Source organism: Erythrobacter sp. JB1-7 (assembly GCF_057365015.1).
The window spans coordinates 486,560-504,478 of record NZ_CP200291.1 but is presented as its reverse complement, the minus strand read 5'-3'; the positions used below and the strand labels follow the sequence as shown (position 1 = coordinate 504,478).

Genomic DNA, 17,919 nt, shown 5'->3' with positions numbered 1-17,919 from the left:
TCCGTTGGGATTGGCTCGGCTTCGGGTTAATTTCAGCGGATGTTTTCGATTCGGCCTTTTGCGCGCGAACGCACGCGTCGGCAAACCCATCGGCCGATATTGACTGCGTTGAAGGACAAACGCTCCGAGATCTTTGCGGTTGAATATGACAATCCGAAAGAAGGATTGTTCGCCCAGCTTAATGTGTGCCTGATGCTTGCCAATCTTGCAGACCGTGAGGCAAAGCGTTTGCGAGTTGCGCTCATCTCTGAAAATTACCGCGACCCCGGTGACGATGCGGACTGGTTTTCGCGGTACTTTACCCAAAGCCATTCGATCGGACCTCCACCAGACACCTTGGCCGGAGCAGTTCGGATAACTCATAAATCGGCGATCCCGCAGAAAAGCTACAAGTCGCTCGACATCAAAGCCGCGCACGATCTGTTCCATCGCCATTTCGGTATCCGCGCCGATATTGAAGCAGAGGTCGCAGCGTTGGCTAGCGCGCATGGGGTCGGACAGGGTACGCTTGCAATTCACTATCGCGGCACTGACAAACATGCCGAAGCCCCGCAGCAGGCCGTAAATGATGTCCTTGATCGAGTGGCGCGATATGCGGAGACGCAGGACGGCGTTCAGAATATTTTTGTTGCGAGCGATGATGCGCGATTTGTCGATTCTGCGCATGCAGGAGTGGCGGGATTACCGGTCACATCGCTTGACGATTCAATCCGTAGCACGGGCACTAAACCGCTTCATATCAATGACCTCCAGAGCGGCAATCAGGCGGTGGCACGTGATGCGATCCTGAATTGTCTGATGCTGTCGCGTTGCGCGTGGCTTTGCCGGACATCATCGTTCCTGTCGGCGTGGTCGGTGATCTTTAATCCCGCTTTGAGAATTGCGATGCTCAACCAGCCCTTTGAAGGCAAGCTGTGGTTTCCCGAAAAAAGGATACTGCCAGATGCTCAGTTTATCTGAGGCGGCGCTCGCAAAAGGCCGTATGCCGCTTGCATTATGCGTGATCGCCCGCTAGGCGCGCGCTTCCATCGGAGCAATATGCTCTTTTTATCAAGCGCGAACCCCTGTGAAGGGGCCTGGAAAGCGAAAGCGAGTGCAACCTATGAAACTTACAGATATCCGTGACAATGAAGGCGCCCGTAAGGGCCGTATGCGTGTGGGCCGGGGCATTGGCTCTGGCAAAGGCAAAACTGCCGCGCGCGGTCAGAAGGGTCAGAAGTCCCGTTCTGGTGTCGCGATCAAAGGCTTTGAAGGCGGCCAGATGCCGCTTCACATGCGCCTGCCAAAGCGCGGGTTTAACAATCCCTTCGGCAAGGATTTCGCTGAAGTGAATATCGGCATGGTCCAGAAATGGATTGATGCGAAAAAGCTCGATGGCAAAAAAGACATCACCGAAGAAGCTCTTCGTGAATGCGGCCTTGTTCGCGGCGGCAAAGATGGTGTTCGGTTGCTCGGCAAGGGTGAGATTTCAGCCAAGGCGAAATTCATCGTTGCAGGCGCGACCAAGGGCGCCATTGCTGCGGTCGAAAAGGCCGGCGGCAGCGTCGAAGTGACCGCGCCAATCAATGCCGAGGTCAAAGCTGCAAAAGCCGCCAAGGGCGAATAATCGGATAAAAGGGAGGCCAAGGGGTTCGACAAAACCCCTTGGCCTCCCTATTTACCGTGTCTGTGCTGAGTTTCGGTGAACACCGCACCAGCAGACAACATGGATCGATAGAGCATTATGGCATCTCGCGCCGACAACATCGCCAGCAATATGAACCTGGGCAACTTTGCTCAGGCAACCGAATTGCGCCAGCGCATCTGGTTCACCATCGGTGCGCTGATTGTGTTCCGTTTCTTGAGCTTTGTCCCGCTGCCCGGCGTTAACCCGGCGGCATTGCAAAACCTTGCCGATCTTGGGCGAGGGGGCATTCTGGACCTGTTCAACACGTTTTCGGGCGGCTCGCTTGAGCGGATGAGCCTGATTGCGCTGGGCGTGATGCCTTACATCACCGCCTCGATTGTGGTGCAGATGGCATCCGCGCTTCACCCGACGCTGGCCGCGCTGAAAAAAGAGGGCGCGACGGGGCGGCAAAAGCTCAACCAATATACGCGCTATGGCACGGTGTTCCTGTGCGCGATCCAGGGGTATTTCCTCGCGCAAGGGCTTGAGAGCTTTGGCGCTGCCAATGGCATCGCGGCGGTTGTGCAGCCCGGTTATATGTTCCGTGTTGGTGCGGTTATCAGCCTTGTCGGCGGCACGATGTTCCTTTTGTGGCTGGGTGAGCAGATCACTTCTCGCGGGATCGGCAATGGTGTCTCGCTTATCATTATGGCGGGTATTGTCGCGCAGTTCCCGACCTTTGCGACCAACCTGTTTGAGGGCGGGCGCACCGGCTCGATCTCCCCCACCATCATCATCAGCTTCATCGTGATGGTTGTGGTGCTGATCCTGCTCATCAGCTTTGTTGAACGCGCTCAGCGGCGCTTGCTGATCCAATATCCCAAGCGTGCAACACAGCGCGGGATGATGCAGGCGGACAGTTCGCACTTGCCGCTTAAGCTTAATACTGCCGGCGTTATTCCGCCCATTTTTGCAAGCTCGCTGCTGCTTTTGCCGCTGACGATTTCGCAATTTGCGGGCAATTCTGTTGACACGGAAAGCTCGTTTGGCGGCGCGATTGTGACGCTCAACCAATATCTTGCGCATGGTCAGCCAATCTATATGGCGCTCTATGCGATCGGGATTATCTTCTTCTGTTTCTTCTACACCGCGGTTGTCTTCAACCCAGAAGAGACCGCCGATAACCTCAAGAAAAACGGCGGCTTCATCCCCGGCATTCGTCCGGGTAAGCGCACGGCGGATTACCTTGAATATGTGCTGACCCGCATCACCGTTGTGGGCGCGATTTACCTGACGGCGGTCTGCGTTATTCCTGAATATATGATCGCGCAAACGGGCATTCCGCTGTTTCTGGGCGGCACCAGTTTGTTGATTGTGGTCAACGTTACGGTTGATACACTCAGCCAGGTGCAATCGCATTTGCTCGCGCATCAATATGGCGATCTTATCAAGAAAGCTAAGTTGAAAGGCCGGATGCGGTAACGCACACACCGTAAGGTCAAGTGAACAACGCGCGCAGCGAATACGCTCGCGATAATAGGGGAAGCGTTGGTGAACATCATTCTTCTTGGTCCTCCGGGGGCTGGTAAGGGGACGCAAAGCGCGGGGCTCGTTGAGCGCCACGGAATGAAACAGCTTTCCACAGGCGATATGCTGCGGGCCGCTGTGAAAGCGCAAACCCCCGTCGGGTTAGAGGCAAAAGCGGTCATGGATCGCGGTGAGCTGGTCTCGGATGAGATCGTCTCGTCGCTGATTGATGAAAACCTTGCCGCTATGGCGGAAGATCAGGGCGCGATCTTTGATGGCTATCCGCGCACCGCTGCCCAAGCCGGCGATCTCGACCGTATCCTCGCCAAGAATGGCCGCACGCTTGACCATGTGATCGAGCTGGGCGTGGATGAAGACGCTCTGGTGGAACGCATTTGCGGTCGCTTTTCGTGCGCCGGCTGCGGCGCGCTTTATCATGATACCGCCAATCCGCCTTCGAAAGAGGGCGTGTGCGACACGTGCGGGGCAACAGAATTCAAGCGCAGGCCTGATGATAACGAGGAAACCGTGCGCAAACGCATGGGCGTTTATCGCGATGAAACCGCGCCGATCCTGCCCGGCTATGAAGCGCGCGGCATTGTGAGCCGTGTCGATGGCATGGCGGGCATCAAAGAGGTCGCGCAGGCGGTCGACGCCATTCTTGGCTGAAGCCCGAGGCGCTTCGTGCGCTCCGTGCGCTTTGGCTCTTTACCCCTGCAAAGCGCTTCGCGTAGAGATGGCCTTCAATCGGAGGATGCTAGACCATGCCATATCGGACCGCGCCAAATCGCACCATTCGAACAAGCGCAGGATTCGCCGCCGCGGCGCTGTGCCTTGCCGCCGCTCCGCTGTCTGCCGAGGTAAGCCGGACCAGCGATAACGGTTTTACCACGCGCGATGAGGCCGTTGTGGATGCAACGCCCAAACAGGTGTGGCTGGCGCTGATAACGCCTGCGGATTGGTGGAGTTCTGAGCACACATGGTCAGCCGATGCCGCCAATCTCACGCTCACCCCGCAGGCCGGCGGATGCTTTTGCGAGAAAATCCCCGAAATTGACGAACCAGACCGCTTCACTCTCGAAGGCAGTGTGGAACATATGCGCGTCATCCAGGCCTATCCTGAAAGCGCGCTGCGCATGACGGGCGCCTTGGGGCCTCTGCAAAGCGAGCCTGTGACGGGCATCCTAACCATCGCGATCAGCGAAGTGGACGAGGGCACGCGTATCGTTTGGGAATACAATGTCGGTGGCGAAATGCGTTATGAGGTTGCGGATATTGCGAAGTCGGTCGATGGGGTGATGAGCCTGCAATTGGCTGGCTTAGCGGAGAAACTGGGCCGGGTCAGCGGGCCGCGGGCAAAACCAGCAGCGCCAAAGCCGAAGCCCGAAACGGCAGAGGATGCCGGTGATGGCGCATCAGAAGAGGCGCCGGACAACAGCGGCCCATCGGTGAAAGATGCTTTTGGCGATCTGTCAGACGGGTAAGCTGGCTACCTTGCGCGCAGATCTTAACGAATACGCGCGCGCAGGCCCAAAGTGAATTGCGTAGGCCCGCTGCCATTATTGCCTGCCATAAAGCCCGCTGGCTGCACTCTGATAAAGCGGACATTGGGATCGGTCCCGTTGCCGCTATCAGAAGGCACATAGGAGAAATCGGCGCCGTCTTGTGAAAACGCAAAGCAGTCGCCCGTGTTGTTGAAAGCGACAAAGGTGCAGGCCATTCCGGTGGGCGGGGCGCCATCGGTAAAGACAATCGGGCCTGATCCCGGCCCTGCAAAATCATCAATCACCAGATCAAGCTCTCCCGGCAATTCCTCGGTCACAAGCACGCTCCCAAGATTGGGCGGGGCGTTGCCCGAATTGGTCACGGTAATCGAATAGGTTACAACCGCATCCGGCGTTGCAAACGCGCCGCCGGTGCCATCATCGGTGCTGGTGCGCACTTTGGTCACCGCAAGCGAGGCGGCCAGATTGGCGTGGAACGCTTGGCTGAAAGCGATAATGCCCACGCGTTCGGCATCACCAGCAGCAATGCTGCGTTCGCCGTCCTGATCGGTGTCTTCATCCACTCGCAATGTTGTAAAGTTGCTGCCAACGGCGCAGTTTCGCAGCCATCCGCCATCGGCGTTGTTGCGCGATAGTTTTTTGGCAACCGCTACCGGATTTGCAGCAGTCAGCCCAATCGGTGTGCTTTGGCAATTTTGATCCCAGCCTCTCAGGAAGAAACCGCTCGTTACTGCGCTCCAATTGATCGTAGTGCCATTGATGTCGGGAAAAGACCCTGTGGCTCCAGCGGGAAAAGCGATCCAGCCGATTGTCTCAGTGCTGGGGAAGGGGCCGGAATTGGCCTGGTTGCGCTCGATCGCGACCTGAAACCCGGCGGCACTTGGGTTTTGTGCGATGGACGTGATGTGCGGGCGAGAAGTGAGCTGCGCAACATCGCGGGTCTCGCTGTTTGCAGTTTGCAATTGGTGGATGACCGTGGCGGCCGAGGCGAGGGGGGATGAAAAATTCACATTGGCCCAGCTTGCCGAACCACCGGTAAAGCCAGGTCCGAACTGGACCGCCGAAACAGACGAGCGGCCCGCTTCGATAACGGTTCCGTCTGGAAGGACATGCCGCCCGGGCTCTATCGCGATATATTGGGTCAGCATCGCGAGATGGCGGCCATCCCAGTTATCAGGTTCGACTATGAGTTCATCGAAACCCGCCGTCGTAATGTTCGTCACCCGAACACTTGCAGACTGCCCCCCATTAGAATTGGAGATGACGATGACCACCGGCGGGACATCAAAAGCCTGTTGAAACGCAACGAAATCCGGGGTTCGGTTCGTGCCCAGCGTGTCATGCGCGATGAAGGTACCAGCCTCTATGCGCCCGGCAGATGCGGGATCTGCGGCGGCGATAAGACTTGCGAAAAAGGTCAAAACCAGAGCGCATGCGAGCGACATTGCTCGCACGAATAATAAATACAGATTTGGCGCGCAATGCTTTGCCATTTGTCCTGTTTGCCAGAGTTTGGTTAATCGGAACTCTGTTTTTTCTTAAATTGTGTATCCGTGTGAAAGCGAGGGGCTGATGCGCATAATTGCATTGTAACTTAAATCTCTGGTCTTCCAAAACCAGCATTGGCGCTGGGCTTTTCGACCCAAGAGACGCCTTGTAATAGTCTGCCCGGACTTGGCGCAATTGGGCTGATTTCCACTCGGCGGAAAGGAATCGCTTGCAAGCGGTTGACTGTCCGGGCGAATCGCCGTAAGCGCGCGCTTCATTCAAGATTGTCTTTTAAGTCCGGCCGGATGTGCTCGATGCGCTCCACCCGGACTTTCGCCGTTTCACTGCACAGTGTGTCTTGCAAGACTGCTTTGTCAACAGATCGGTGCCGCGCTGATATCGTCAGGGCGGTTGGTCAATCCGAATGAAAGCGTTGAGATGGGGGCGTTGGCCATACTGGCCATAAACCCCGTGGAGCATGGAGAAGTATTAAGTGGCTCGTATTGCCGGGGTAAATATCCCCACAAACAAGCGCGTTATTATCGCGCTCACCTATATTCACGGAATTGGCCGGACAACGGCTGTTGAAATCGCCGACAAGCTTGGCATTGCGCATTCTGCCCGCGTTCAGGATCTGACCGACGAAGAAGTGTTGCGCATTCGCGAAACGATTGACAGCGACCATCAGGTCGAAGGTGATCTTCGCCGCGACACCGCGATGAATATCAAGCGTTTGATGGATCTGCGTTCCTATCGCGGCCTGCGTCATCGCAATGGCCTGCCCGTTCGCGGACAGCGCACGCACACCAACGCCCGCACCCGCAAGGGTAAGGCCAAGCCGATTGCAGGCAAGAAGAAGTAAGCTTTTGGGGCTGGTCCCCGACCGCTTTTGCCTTCTTGCGCACAGATAAGGAACTGGAACAATGGCACGCGAACCCGGCAGTAAAGTAAGACGCCGCGACCGAAAGAATATCTCGAGCGGCGTTGCGCACATCAATGCCAGCTTTAACAACACAATGATCACCATCACCGATGCACAGGGCAATGCGATCAGCTGGTCCTCTGCTGGCATGATGGGTTTTAAGGGTAGCCGTAAATCGACCCCTTATGCCGCTCAGGTGGCCGCCGATGATGCGGGCAAAAAAGCCGCTGAACACGGTGTGCGCACTCTTGAAGTCGAAGTGAAAGGTCCGGGCTCTGGCCGCGAAAGCGCGCTGCGCGGACTTGCAGCGGTGGGCTTCAATATTACATCCATACGCGATGTGACGCCGATCCCGCACAATGGTGTGCGGCCATCCAAGCGTCGCCGCGTTTGATCCGCAATTGGTGCACGAAGCTGTGATGGCATCGTGCACTCGCAAGGGCGGGTCTGGCAGGCAGTTGTGAACCTAAACTGCCCGGCATCTCGCTCAGAAATTTGAACCGCTTAGAATTAAGCGAATTAGGGGAAATCCATGTCCGTCAACACGAAGAACTGGCAGGAACTGAAGAAACCCAACGCTCTCGAAGTCAAGGAAGGCGGCGACAAGCAGCGCAAGACGACATTTGTCGCTGAACCGCTTGAACGTGGCTTTGGCCTGACGCTTGGCAATGCGCTGCGCCGGGTGCTGCTTTCCTCATTGCAGGGCGCCGCGATCACGTCGATCAAGATTGAAAACGTGCTGCACGAATTTTCATCATTGGCCGGTGTGCGCGAAGACGTGACCGATATGGTCCTCAACGTGAAACAGATCGCGCTGAAAATGGAAGGCGAGGGGCCCAAGCGCCTTCAGCTGTCCGTAACTGGCCCGGCAACCGTGAAAGCGGGCGATATTGCTGTCACTGGCGACATCGAAGTGATGAACAAGGATCTGGTCCTTTGCCATCTCGACGAAGGCGCGACGCTCAACATGGAGCTGACCGCTGACGTTGGCAAAGGGTATGCGCCTGCCGTGCAGAACCGCCCGGCGGATGCGCCGATTGGTCTGATCCCGGTGGATCTCGCTGTATTCGCCTGTCCGCCAGGTCAGCTATAAGGTCGAAAACGCCCGCGTTGGTCAGGAACTCGACTATGACAAACTGTCGCTGACGATCGAAACCGATGGCACTGTCACGCCGGATGATGCGGTCGCTTATGCTGCTCGCATTCTTCAGGATCAGCTGACTTTGTTCGTCCATTTCGAAGATGGCATCCCGCAGCCGCAATCGGCGATGATCGGCCAGGCAGCGCAACCGCAGGAAGACGATGCGAACCAGCTCAACCGTTACCTTCTCAAAAAGGTCGATGAGCTGGAATTGTCCGTCCGCAGTGCAAACTGCCTCAAGAACGACAACATCATCTATATCGGCGATTTGGTCCAAAAGACCGAAGCCGAAATGCTGCGCACGCCAAACTTTGGCCGCAAGTCGCTGAACGAGATCAAGGAAGTGCTTTCCAGCATGGGTCTGCGTTTGGGCATGGACATCCCCGGATGGCCGCCTGAGAACATTGAAGAAATGGCCAAGAAGCTGGAGCAAGAGCTGCTGGGTTAAAACGGGTTTCGGCGGCGCGCCGCTCACTTTGAGAAAGCGCCGCCAGCTACGGGCTACCTGATACGGGCCCATAACGAACGAAGGAAAACACAATGCGTCATGGAATTTCACAGCGGAAACTCAGCCGCAAATCGGGCCATCGCAAGGCTTTGTTCCGCAATATGGCGGCCGCTCTTATCAAGCATGAGCAGATCAGCACCACACAGGCGAAAGCGAAAGAGCTGCGTCCTTATGTCGAAAAGCTGGTGACTTTGGCAAAGCGCGGCGGGCTTTCGAACCGCCGGATCGCCATGGGCCGCTTGCAGGATGAAACTCAGCTCAAAAAACTGTTCGACGTTCTGGCTGAGCGTTACAGCGACCGTGATGGCGGCTACACCCGCATCATCAAGGCAGGCTACCGCGAAAGCGATGCGTCGGCTCTGGCGATCATCGAATTTGTCGAGCGTGACGTCGATGCCAAAGGCCAGGACAGCGGCCCCGACATGAGCGAAGTGGACGAATACGCCGAGGCGGAAGCGGCCGCGTAACGGATCCTTCATCACTCCGGCGAAAGCTGGGGCACAAGATTTAGGGCTGGCGGTACAATCCGCCGGCCCTTTTCTTTTGCGGTGTGCGCCCTAGTGTCGCTTGCATGAGACCACTCACCGTAATCGCAGCCGCCGCTGCACTCGCTTTGTCTGCTTCTTGCGCCGAGGCGCAATCGCAGCAGGACCGCCTTGATGCCAGATATGACCGCGCATTGGCGGCGGGATATAAGGCGTTGTTCCTATGCAGCGCGATGGCGCATACCGAGGCTGCTGGTGGTGAGCGGTCACTGGAAAGCATTCACGATTGGGAATTGACCGGAATTCAGGCGCCGCTTGATGATATCGTCCGTGATCTGAAATATGAGATCGTAAGGCGGCCCTCGGGCCGGATTGCGCATGTGCAGGTCGAATGGGCGCAAGATATGCCGGATAGGCTGGCGGTCTATTATGGCGAGGGTACGGGCTGTTCGGTGCTGCCTTTGGGCGCGCCCGAGGACGCAAGCAATCCTAAAAGCGCTTTGGACAATGCGGACGGCGAGCGAGGCGCATCAGAATACGCCTTGGTTCCGCCAACAGCCGATCTTGCTCCGATCTTTTCGAATGCGCTTGGCAAAACATATGGAGAAGGCCGCACCACCGCCGTTTTCGTCACGCAAGGTGGTATGCCGCTGGGCGAGAAATATGCCGGCGGCTTTGGCCCCGATACCCCCCAGCGCACATGGTCGGTCGCCAAAAGCATCGCCGCGACCCTTGTGGGTGTGGCTGTCCAATCGGGGGAATATGCGGTCGAGGATCCGGTTGGCATCAATTACTGGCTACGCGGCGGCTCAACCGATCCGCGCGGCGCTATCACCATCGATCACGCTTTGCGCATGGCATCGGGGCGGTATTCCGACACCACCGGCAACCGCACCGATCCGCTGTATTGGGGAGGGACCACGGTTGATGAACGCGCGACCAATTGGCCAGTGATCGCCAAGCCGGGCACCCAATTTCGCTATGCCAACAATGATACGCTGATGGCGGTGAAAGCGGTTGAGGGGCATCTTGAATTCTATCCCCCGGCGGAAACTTTCGGCAAAATCGGGATGACGAACACGGTCGCGGAAACCGATATCAGAGGCAATTATGTCCTCTCCAGCCAAGTGTGGACGACCGCGCCTGATCTTGCGAAGCTAGGCCAACTCTATTTGAACGACGGTGTGCTGCCCAGCGGAGAGCGCCTGCTGCCCGAAGGGTGGGGCGACTATGTTTCAGCGATGAGCGGCCCGCAGCCGGAAACCGGCAATTTTGGCTATGGCGCCGGGTGGTGGACATTCAAGCATCCAGGCCGGCCCGATGCGCATGATGGCATTCCCGATGACGCTTTTCTCGCGCGCGGAAATCGCGGGCAGTATCTTGTCATCGTGCCGAGCCGCAATGTCGTGATCGTGCGGCGCGGAGAGGATATGGTGGGCACCCGGTTCGATATCGCTGCTTTCACCAGAGATGTGCTGGCCGCCTTGGAGGATTAGGGCCGCAGTGGCCCTCCGGCTGCTCCTTGGGTTTTGTTCACTAAACACCTGCGCAGGGGGTATTGCGGCACCTGTATGTTCAGGAAAATGCGTGTTTACCTGAACATCGCCTGCAAGGCTCGCTCAGGCCCATCTCAGAATCGTTCATCTAAAAGGTTCTCACAGTGAACGGAAATTCTTCCGCCACTCGTAAAACCCGAGGATAGAACCCAATGACGAAACTGACAAAAACCCTCGCCAAAGGCACGCTCGGGACTGTCGCGGCTGGCGCGATGGCCCTGGCAAGTGCGACCCCTGCCATGGCGGATGATCGCCACCGGGACCGGGGAATAGACGCAGGCGATGTGATCGCGGGCGCTGTTATTATCGGCGGGATTGCCGCGCTTGCCGGAGCTTTTGACGGTGATCGCAACCGCCGCGGGCATTACCGCGATCGCCGTTATGATCGCAATCACAACAACCGCCATTACAACCAGCGCTTTAATGGCAACCGCTTTAACGGCCGCCGCGCGGTGGAGCGCTGTGTCCGAGTGGCCGAACGCCAAGCGCGCAAATTTGGCGGATACCGCTTTGCCGATGTGACACAGATCCGCGATGTAGACCGCACTCGCAATGGTTTCCGCGTGAAAGGCCGCATCCAGGTCGAAGGCGCGCGCGGATATGATCGCCGTGATTTCGACCGGGGCCGGTTCACTTGCTACTTTGATGGTCGCGGCCGCCCCTTTGTAGAATTTCGCGGCATTCGCGGTCTTCGCTAATACCCCCTCCCACCAAAGGGTATGAGGTGCGCCTCGGGTCTTTCTTACAAGGCTCGGGGCGCATTTTTGCGTGCGGGTATAAAGGGAAAAAACAGGGCCGCGCGCATACGGTTCAGCAAAGGCTCAGTCTTTATGCTACACGGGTGTGTGCAACATAGAGCGCGTGGTGGCCGCTCGCATCGATCAACAGGAGGGAGCTTATGGCTCACAACTATCGTATCGGGGCAATGGCCGGGCTTTTGGCTGCCGCCTCCATGACTGTGACACCGGCGCACGCGGCGCAATTGCCGGTTGATACCACCGCCAAACACAACACGCTTTACACCGAATTTCATCAGCCATTGCCGGGCGATAGTGCCAGCGAGGCGAGCGAATATCGCCGCTGGGGCCGGTGGGGCAGGCGCGGTTGGCGCCGGGGCCACAGGCGCGGCGTGCGGGCGGGTGATGTGCTGGCCGGGGTTGCAATTATCGGCGGGATTGCCGCCATTGCGAGCGCGGCGAACAACAACCGCGACCGCCGCGACCGATATGAACGCCGCCGCGATCGGCATAATGATTGGGAACGCGAAAACCAGCAGGACCGCGAATTGCGCGATCTGCGCGAACAAAACCGCGAACAACAGCGCGAGCTGGAATATCTGCGCTCTCGCGGGGTCGATGTCGAAACCTATCGCGGGCGCGGCGCAGCTGAGCGTTTGCCGCAACAGCAACAGCAACAGCAACAGCAAGTGCCCCAAGACCCCCAAGATCAGCGCCGTTCCGCCGCACCCATTGGCATTGATGGCGCGATTGATACGTGCAGCAACGCCGTCAGCCGCGATGCAGCTTTGGGTGATATCAGCGGGGTCGAACGCAGCGGCAATGGCTGGAACGTGCGCGGGACTGTTGCCAATGGCGAGCCGTTCACCTGCCGCATTTCCAATGATGGTCGGATCGAAGCGCTCGATTACCGCGACGGGTTTCGCACCCAAGCTTTCCAGAACCGTGAGAGCGCGCCCTATGACGGTTCCTATTCGACCCGCGCCGAGGGCCAGTTGAGCGATGATCGCTATGCCAATGCGCGCATTGCTCTGGTGGACCGGGGCGACCCGCGTGAGCCGCTGAATGGCCGCTTTGAAGCTGCTGGGCCGCAGCCAGCCTATCCCGGCGGACCGATACCGGGCGAGACTATTCCTGAAACGGTGGATGGTGATCTGGGCAATTCACAAGGAACCAATTGGGGCAATTAAGCGGCGCTGCTCGCAGTAACCCAAGTTTCGCCGCAAGTGTCCTCTGCGGCGGAGTGCCTGGCGGCGGACTGATTTGCCTATGATGGCAGGTTGGTTCGCCGTTCAGTTTTGCAGGTCCGGATGCGTCTATACTTTGCTGCCTAAACTTGGCCGCGCCCATAGCTTGGCAGCGACCAGTTAAACCGGATCGCAGCCGCCCGCAGCGCAAAGCCTGCGACAAAAGCGCCGCTCCAGATCGCTGCATCAATCAGCCCTATCGCTTGCGCAAATGCCATGCCGATAACTGTCAAAGCCGAGCTTAACGCCGCCGCTGTCACATACAATTCAGGCTGCATAATGATTGAAGGCCGCCCGGCGACCACATCGCGAATGACCCCGCCAACACAGCCCGTGATAATCCCCATTAGGATGGCGGGCACAGGCGGCACGCCGTAAGCAATCGCCTTTGCACTGCCCAGCACAGCATAAGCGGCCAGCCCAACTCCGTCCGCATAATCGAGCAGCTTGCCTTCCCACAGCTTGACCGGCGTAAACCACGCCACCAGAGCCATGCCAAGGCACACAGGCGCGACCCACGGGTCGGTCATCCAGAACACCGGCGCATCAATCAGCAGATCGCGCACCGTCCCGCCGCCAACCCCTGTGACCAGCGCAAAGAACGCCATGGTCACAAATGTCTGACGCTCTCGTGCGGCAACCAAAGCGCCCGACAGCGCAAAGATCGCAATGCCGACAATATCGAGCCAGTCGAGGATCGGGGTAAGGATCGCCTCGTTCATTTGGCCATCTGCTCAGGGCGGGTTTTGCGGCGGCGGAACATCAGGATGCACCCGATAATCGCCCCGGTAAGCGAAAGCCCTGCAAACAGGATCAGGATCGGATGGCTCGTCGTCTCGCGCTCATCAAAATCCATAATGTGCAAACCCCAAGCGAGATCAAACCACCGCCACCACTGGGTGCGCACAGCCTCAACCTGGCCGGTATTGCGGCCGATATAGACATGGGTGCTATCCTCAAGCGCGACCTGCCACACAGGGATAGGCCGGCGGAAATCAAACGGCACATCATCCGCTTCAAAGAAAGTCACCGCGCGCACAGCGTCGCCGCCCTTGATCCGCTTGGCCGCAAGTGCCCGTGCAGCCGCTGCGTCAAGGGCGGGGAGGGGCGTGCCGTTTTCTAGATCAACGCGGGTGGTGATCCCGTCGAGCGTTGTCAAAATCGCCACCGCGCGGCCATCCTGCATGGTCACGCGCATATCTTTAAGCTGCGCGTCCTGCGTCGCCAAAGCGCTGCCTTCGATCACCAGAGCTGCACCGGCAGCGGGCAGCCGCAAATGCTCCCCGCGCACCTCTTCAATCGGTTTGAGCGTCATAAACAGACCGCTCGCCAGCCACATGACAATCGGCACGCCGACCAGCCACCCCAGCCAGACATGATATTTCGCCAGCGCGCGCATGATAGTGTGTTGAGCCATAGCTTGCGCCTTTGAAGCGCGCGGCGCAGCGGTGCAAGGAGATATCGCCTAAAGCGAAGGACGATCACCGGGCTGCGAAAAACCGATCCTCAGTTTTGCAGTCGAACAGGCGCCTGGGATACTTAGCAGCCAGCGAAGGCAGGGCGGTGCGCTCATTCAGCGCTGGCGGCTTTCAACAATCCCATGCCAAGCTTTGCAGCCGATCCGCCGTTCAAATTGGCAAGCACCACCACTGTTGTCTGGGTGGCTGGGGCATGGCCGAGAAACGCGTTAAAGCCTTCGATCCCGCCGCCGTGCCAGATCATCCGGCCATTTGGTCCGTCCGTAACAAGCAGCCCCATGGCGTACTTTGCGCCTGCCGCCGCCTCAAATTCGCCCGGCATTGTCAGCTGCGCCATGCTTTCTTCGTTTAGCACTGCGCCGCCAAACAGACCGCGCTGCCATTTGAGCAAGTCGCCGGTGGTCGAATAAAGCGCGCCAGCGCCCGCAGGGATGGCCATGTTCATATATTCAGCATTCACCACGCCGTTTTCCGAAGGCGTGTATCCTGACGCTCGGTTTGGTAGAATTTGCGCGCTCCGATCAATTCCGGTGGACTGCATCTCAAGCGGTTCGAACAAATTGGCCGTCACAAATTCAGAATAGCTTTGCTTGGCTACGTTTTCGACCACACGCGTCAGCAGGACGTAGTTTGAGTTGGAATAGCTCCATTTGGAATTCGGCTCGAATTCGAGCGGGAGATCCGCAAACATTTCGATAAGATCATCTTGCGAAGTGGGCAAAAATTTCTGTGTTCCGAACTGCTCAAGTGATGTGAGATTGGGAATGCCCGATGTGTGCCCAAGCAAATCGCGCAAGGTAATCCCGGTCCACGCTTCGGGAGTGTCTGGGATATGTTTGGAAACCGGATCATCGACATTTAGCAAGCCGCGCTCTTGCAGCAGCAAAATGGAAACCGCGGTGAATTGCTTAGTGACTGACCCGATGCGAAACTTCGTCTCGGTGGTGTTTGCGATATCCCATTCAAGGTCGGCAGAGCCCCATGCCTGATCCAACTGCACGCCATCGGCATCAGCGACAAGCACCGCGCCCATATAAACGCCGCTTTGTGCATCGGGTTCTACAATCGCGGCTAATTCTTCGCCGCTTTGCGCGTTCACCGCAGACATAGGCGCAGCGGCGCAAAGTGCGGTGATAGCGAGCGGTGCAAGACAGCGGGCGAGCGATTGAGTGAGCGGCATAAAGATCCTTACGTGTGTTGGTGTATCAATTCGATAACACACGTAGCATGGTGCTCAAGGGATGCAAGCACACATATATCTTCACCTCGTCAGCACTCACTCGTCCGGGGCTCAGGAAATTCACTGGGCTGCGAAATACCGGTCCTCTGCCTCATAATCGAACAAGTCCCACGGATAGCCGGCGAGATGCGGGAAGGCGGTGCGCCAGTCATCGGGCTTGAGGTTAGAAAGCCATCCAATGGGATCGTTATCTCCGGGATAGAGAGCGAACTTATCCCATCCTATGCTGGCAGCCTTTCGGCAGCTCAACACAAACGGTGAAGGCACAGACCAAGGGGATCGCCCCACTGTTCCTACAGGCGCACCGTCCATCGGTACGAGCTCGCAACTGGCATTCATTTCTGCGGCAACATTACTGCCGATATGCGCGGTGCTAGGCGCGAAATCATCGGCGATGTTGAAGACGCCGCCATGATCGCCTTGCGCTGCGGCCAGCGCGAAGGAGGCCATTTTCTGCACACAAGTTGTGTGAAACTGACTCTCACCATGAAAAGCCAGCGGAATGCGGCTGCGGCCGTCTAACAATCTTTTGACAAACCACCATTCGCGCGGATGCCGTGAGTAAGGCCCATAGACTGCACAGGGGCGCAAGATTGTCGCCCGGTTTCCGAACACATCAAACGCTTTGTTCTCCATGCGAACTTTGCGAGTGGAGTATGTGTCTGCTCCCGGTGGGACCGTGGATTGATCCTCGTTGATGGGCCCTTCGAATTTGGGAAAACCGTTTTGCGCGGCCTCGTCCAATGTGCGCCCTTCGCTGTCGCAATAGACGCTTGCAGAAGAGACAGCGATGTATCGGCCCACTTTACCAGGATCATATCGGGCGCTGTCCCGATCATCAAAGGCGATAGTGTCGAGCACAACATCAGCATTTGGCGCGGGGTCTTCGCCTGCTGAATAACGCTGATGGGCGATATCAGCAGCCGTCCAAGCAGGCGCGCTGCGGGCAAGGACACACACGTCCCAGCCTGCCTCACGAAAGGCAAGCGATGCTGTATGTCCGATCTGGCCCGCTCCGATAATCGCGGCTGAACGGGCCATCTCGAACTCCCCAGATCACATATGTATAGGCTTGCCCGTCACCGCCATTGCCGCCTCTTTCAAGGCTTCGGCGTGAGTGGGGTGCGCGTGGCAGGTGTAGGCTATGTCTTCTGACGTTGCGCCGAATTCCATCGCTTGGGCTGCCTGCGCGATCATTGTGCCAGCCAGGCTTGCGACGATATGCACGCCCAGAACTTTGTCGGTTTCCGCATCGGCGACGACTTTGACAAAGCCTGTCGTGTCGCGGTTCGCTTTGGAGCGGCTGTTTGCCATCATGGGGAATTTGCCGACTTTGACTTTGTGGCCCGCTTCTTTCGCAGCCGCTTCGGTAAGGCCGACATCGGCAAATTCGGGCATGGTGTAAACAACGCCGGGTATCACCGCGTGATTGATGATGCCGGTTTCGCCCGCGATGTTTTCAGCACATGCAATGCCTTCATCCTCAGCCTTGTGAGCGAGCATGGGGCCGGGGACACAGTCGCCAATGGCCCATACGCCGTCTACGCCGGTGCTGAAATCGTGGTTCACTTCGATCTGGCCGCGCTTGTTGGTTTCGATACCGATTTTATCGAGCGCAAGACCATCGGTGTTGGGGCGCCTACCGATTGAGACGAGCACGTGGCTTGCCTTGATTGTTTGTTCGTCACCGCCTTCGGATTTCTCAACCGTTAGCGACACACCGGTTTTGCTCGCCTTAGCGCCAGTGACCTTGTGACTGAGCATCAGCTCCATGCCCTGTTTCTTGAAGATGCGGCCCGCTTCCTTGCGCACATCCGCGTCCATTCCGGGGAGCAGCTGGTCGAGGAATTCGATGACAGTGACTTTCGCACCCAAACGCCGCCAGACAGATCCGAGCTCAAGGCCGATCACCCCGCCGCCGATCACGACGAGATGTTCTGGCACTTCTTCGAATTCGAGCGCGCCAGTGCTGTCAACGATGCGTTTGGCGGCGTTATCGACTTCGACGCCGGGCAGGGGAGTAACGCTTGAGCCTGTGGCGATGATGATGTCTTTGGCGGTGACTTTGTCCGCCTGTCCTGAGCCTGTCGAAGGGCTCACTTTGACAGTGTGCGCATCTTCGAAGGCGGCGTGGCCCTTGATCCAGGTCACTTTGTTCTTTTTGAAGAGAAACTCGATGCCGCCTGTTAATTCGCCGACAGCTTTAGTTTTCTCCGCCATCATTGCAGAAAGGTCGAGCTTAGGCTTGGCTGTGATACCCCAAGTGGCGAAGTGTCCACCCTCGGCTTCCTCGAACAATTCCGAGCCGTGGAGAAGCGCTTTTGAAGGGATGCAGCCGACATTGAGGCAAGTGCCGCCCAAACTCTCGCGGCTTTCCACGCAAGCGGTTTTCAGCCCCAATTGCGCCGCGCGAATGGCGGCAACATACCCGCCGGGGCCAGCGCCAATAACAAGGCAATCGTAATCGTATTCAGCCATT

Annotated in this window: 17 protein-coding genes and 1 pseudogene; 12 read left to right on the top strand and 6 right to left on the bottom strand. The window is 57.7% G+C overall.

Annotation, left to right across the window (positions count from 1 at the left end):
* Positions 1 to 99 precede the first annotated feature (99 nt).
* The 5 genes from AC0V6W_RS02445 (at position 100) to AC0V6W_RS02425 (ending at position 4,617) form a co-directional block, all read left to right on the top strand.
* On the top strand, positions 100 to 960 hold the full coding sequence (locus AC0V6W_RS02445) for an O-fucosyltransferase family protein (RefSeq protein WP_486146800.1): 861 nt from the start codon (positions 100 to 102) through the stop codon (positions 958 to 960).
* A 142-nt stretch (positions 961 to 1,102) separates the two neighbouring features.
* The gene (rplO, locus tag AC0V6W_RS02440) at positions 1,103 to 1,606 is read left to right on the top strand and encodes a 50S ribosomal protein L15 (RefSeq protein WP_486146798.1); all 504 of its coding nucleotides are present in this window, start codon (positions 1,103 to 1,105) and stop codon (positions 1,604 to 1,606) included.
* Positions 1,607 to 1,723: 117 nt separating this feature from the next.
* Positions 1,724 to 3,088: a preprotein translocase subunit SecY gene (secY, locus tag AC0V6W_RS02435; protein WP_486146796.1), complete on the top strand. Its 1,365-nt coding sequence runs from the start codon at positions 1,724 to 1,726 to the stop codon at positions 3,086 to 3,088.
* 69 nt (positions 3,089 to 3,157) lie between these two features.
* Positions 3,158 to 3,802, top strand: coding sequence for an adenylate kinase (locus tag AC0V6W_RS02430; RefSeq protein ID WP_486146794.1), 645 nt, complete (start codon positions 3,158 to 3,160; stop codon positions 3,800 to 3,802).
* Between the two features lie 95 nt (positions 3,803 to 3,897).
* On the top strand, positions 3,898 to 4,617 hold the full coding sequence (locus AC0V6W_RS02425) for an SRPBCC family protein (protein ID WP_486146792.1): 720 nt from the start codon (positions 3,898 to 3,900) through the stop codon (positions 4,615 to 4,617).
* A gap of 23 nt (positions 4,618 to 4,640) precedes the next feature.
* Here the strand turns inward: AC0V6W_RS02425 and AC0V6W_RS02420 are convergent, their stop codons facing one another.
* Positions 4,641 to 6,083, bottom strand: coding sequence for an H-type lectin domain-containing protein (locus AC0V6W_RS02420; protein WP_486146790.1), 1,443 nt, complete (start codon positions 6,081 to 6,083; stop codon positions 4,641 to 4,643).
* A 536-nt stretch (positions 6,084 to 6,619) separates the two neighbouring features.
* Between AC0V6W_RS02420 and rpsM the strand changes: the two genes are divergently transcribed.
* The 7 genes and pseudogenes from rpsM (at position 6,620) to AC0V6W_RS02385 (ending at position 12,665) form a co-directional block, all read left to right on the top strand.
* A complete protein-coding gene (gene rpsM / locus AC0V6W_RS02415; protein WP_486146788.1) occupies positions 6,620 to 6,988 on the top strand; it encodes a 30S ribosomal protein S13 in 369 nt (122 codons plus the stop codon).
* A 61-nt stretch (positions 6,989 to 7,049) separates the two neighbouring features.
* Complete coding sequence (gene rpsK / locus AC0V6W_RS02410) at positions 7,050 to 7,442, top strand: 30S ribosomal protein S11 (RefSeq protein WP_486146786.1); 393 nt, start codon at positions 7,050 to 7,052, stop codon at positions 7,440 to 7,442.
* A gap of 138 nt (positions 7,443 to 7,580) precedes the next feature.
* A pseudogene (locus AC0V6W_RS02405) lies at positions 7,581 to 8,637 on the top strand (DNA-directed RNA polymerase subunit alpha).
* A gap of 92 nt (positions 8,638 to 8,729) precedes the next feature.
* Positions 8,730 to 9,164 carry a 50S ribosomal protein L17 gene (gene rplQ, locus AC0V6W_RS02400; RefSeq protein WP_486146784.1) on the top strand — a complete coding sequence of 145 codons (435 nt, stop codon included), beginning with the start codon at positions 8,730 to 8,732 and terminating at the stop codon, positions 9,162 to 9,164.
* A gap of 104 nt (positions 9,165 to 9,268) precedes the next feature.
* The gene (locus tag AC0V6W_RS02395; protein WP_486146782.1) at positions 9,269 to 10,678 is read left to right on the top strand and encodes a serine hydrolase domain-containing protein; all 1,410 of its coding nucleotides are present in this window, start codon (positions 9,269 to 9,271) and stop codon (positions 10,676 to 10,678) included.
* Between the two features lie 212 nt (positions 10,679 to 10,890).
* Complete coding sequence (locus AC0V6W_RS02390) at positions 10,891 to 11,436, top strand: hypothetical protein (protein WP_486146780.1); 546 nt, start codon at positions 10,891 to 10,893, stop codon at positions 11,434 to 11,436.
* Positions 11,437 to 11,636: 200 nt separating this feature from the next.
* Positions 11,637 to 12,665: a hypothetical protein gene (locus tag AC0V6W_RS02385; RefSeq protein ID WP_486146778.1), complete on the top strand. Its 1,029-nt coding sequence runs from the start codon at positions 11,637 to 11,639 to the stop codon at positions 12,663 to 12,665.
* 140 nt (positions 12,666 to 12,805) lie between these two features.
* Here AC0V6W_RS02385 and AC0V6W_RS02380 read toward each other — a convergent pair whose 3' ends face one another.
* The 5 genes from AC0V6W_RS02380 to lpdA form a co-directional block, all read right to left on the bottom strand.
* Entirely contained in the window at positions 12,806 to 13,444 is a 639-nt protein-coding gene (locus tag AC0V6W_RS02380) for a trimeric intracellular cation channel family protein (protein ID WP_486146776.1), read from the bottom strand.
* Positions 13,441 to 14,139, bottom strand: coding sequence for a PepSY domain-containing protein (locus tag AC0V6W_RS02375; RefSeq protein ID WP_486146774.1), 699 nt, complete (start codon positions 14,137 to 14,139; stop codon positions 13,441 to 13,443). The genes AC0V6W_RS02380 and AC0V6W_RS02375 overlap by 4 nt, the downstream gene beginning before the upstream one ends.
* 152 nt (positions 14,140 to 14,291) lie before the next feature.
* Positions 14,292 to 15,380, bottom strand: a complete 1,089-nt coding sequence (locus AC0V6W_RS02370) for a serine hydrolase domain-containing protein (RefSeq protein ID WP_486146772.1) — start codon at positions 15,378 to 15,380, stop codon at positions 14,292 to 14,294.
* Between the two features lie 120 nt (positions 15,381 to 15,500).
* On the bottom strand, positions 15,501 to 16,481 hold the full coding sequence (locus tag AC0V6W_RS02365; protein WP_486146770.1) for a Rossmann-fold NAD(P)-binding domain-containing protein: 981 nt from the start codon (positions 16,479 to 16,481) through the stop codon (positions 15,501 to 15,503).
* Positions 16,482 to 16,496: 15 nt separating this feature from the next.
* Positions 16,497 to 17,918 carry a dihydrolipoyl dehydrogenase gene (lpdA, locus tag AC0V6W_RS02360; RefSeq protein ID WP_486146768.1) on the bottom strand — a complete coding sequence of 474 codons (1,422 nt, stop codon included), beginning with the start codon at positions 17,916 to 17,918 and terminating at the stop codon, positions 16,497 to 16,499.
* Position 17,919: the final 1 nt, after the last annotated feature.

Bases quoted from the DNA above. Each gene is read 5' to 3' on its own strand.
- AC0V6W_RS02365 (WP_486146770.1), bottom strand. From the start codon at position 16,481: ATGGCCCGTTCAGCCGCGATTATCGGAGCGGGCCAGATCGGACATACA.
- AC0V6W_RS02385 (WP_486146778.1), top strand. From the start codon at position 11,637: ATGGCTCACAACTATCGTATCGGGGCAATGGCCGGGCTTTTGGCTGCC.
- rpsK (WP_486146786.1), top strand. From the start codon at position 7,050: ATGGCACGCGAACCCGGCAGTAAAGTAAGACGCCGCGACCGAAAGAAT.
- lpdA (WP_486146768.1), bottom strand. From the start codon at position 17,918: ATGGCTGAATACGATTACGATTGCCTTGTTATTGGCGCTGGCCCCGGC.
- AC0V6W_RS02390 (WP_486146780.1), top strand. From the start codon at position 10,891: ATGACGAAACTGACAAAAACCCTCGCCAAAGGCACGCTCGGGACTGTC.
- rplO (WP_486146798.1), top strand. From the start codon at position 1,103: ATGAAACTTACAGATATCCGTGACAATGAAGGCGCCCGTAAGGGCCGT.
- AC0V6W_RS02425 (WP_486146792.1), top strand. From the start codon at position 3,898: ATGCCATATCGGACCGCGCCAAATCGCACCATTCGAACAAGCGCAGGA.
- AC0V6W_RS02375 (WP_486146774.1), bottom strand. From the start codon at position 14,139: ATGGCTCAACACACTATCATGCGCGCGCTGGCGAAATATCATGTCTGG.
- AC0V6W_RS02395 (WP_486146782.1), top strand. From the start codon at position 9,269: ATGAGACCACTCACCGTAATCGCAGCCGCCGCTGCACTCGCTTTGTCT.
- secY (WP_486146796.1), top strand. From the start codon at position 1,724: ATGGCATCTCGCGCCGACAACATCGCCAGCAATATGAACCTGGGCAAC.
- AC0V6W_RS02370 (WP_486146772.1), bottom strand. From the start codon at position 15,380: ATGCCGCTCACTCAATCGCTCGCCCGCTGTCTTGCACCGCTCGCTATC.
- rplQ (WP_486146784.1), top strand. From the start codon at position 8,730: ATGCGTCATGGAATTTCACAGCGGAAACTCAGCCGCAAATCGGGCCAT.
- AC0V6W_RS02420 (WP_486146790.1), bottom strand. From the start codon at position 6,083: ATGTCGCTCGCATGCGCTCTGGTTTTGACCTTTTTCGCAAGTCTTATC.
- AC0V6W_RS02380 (WP_486146776.1), bottom strand. From the start codon at position 13,444: ATGAACGAGGCGATCCTTACCCCGATCCTCGACTGGCTCGATATTGTC.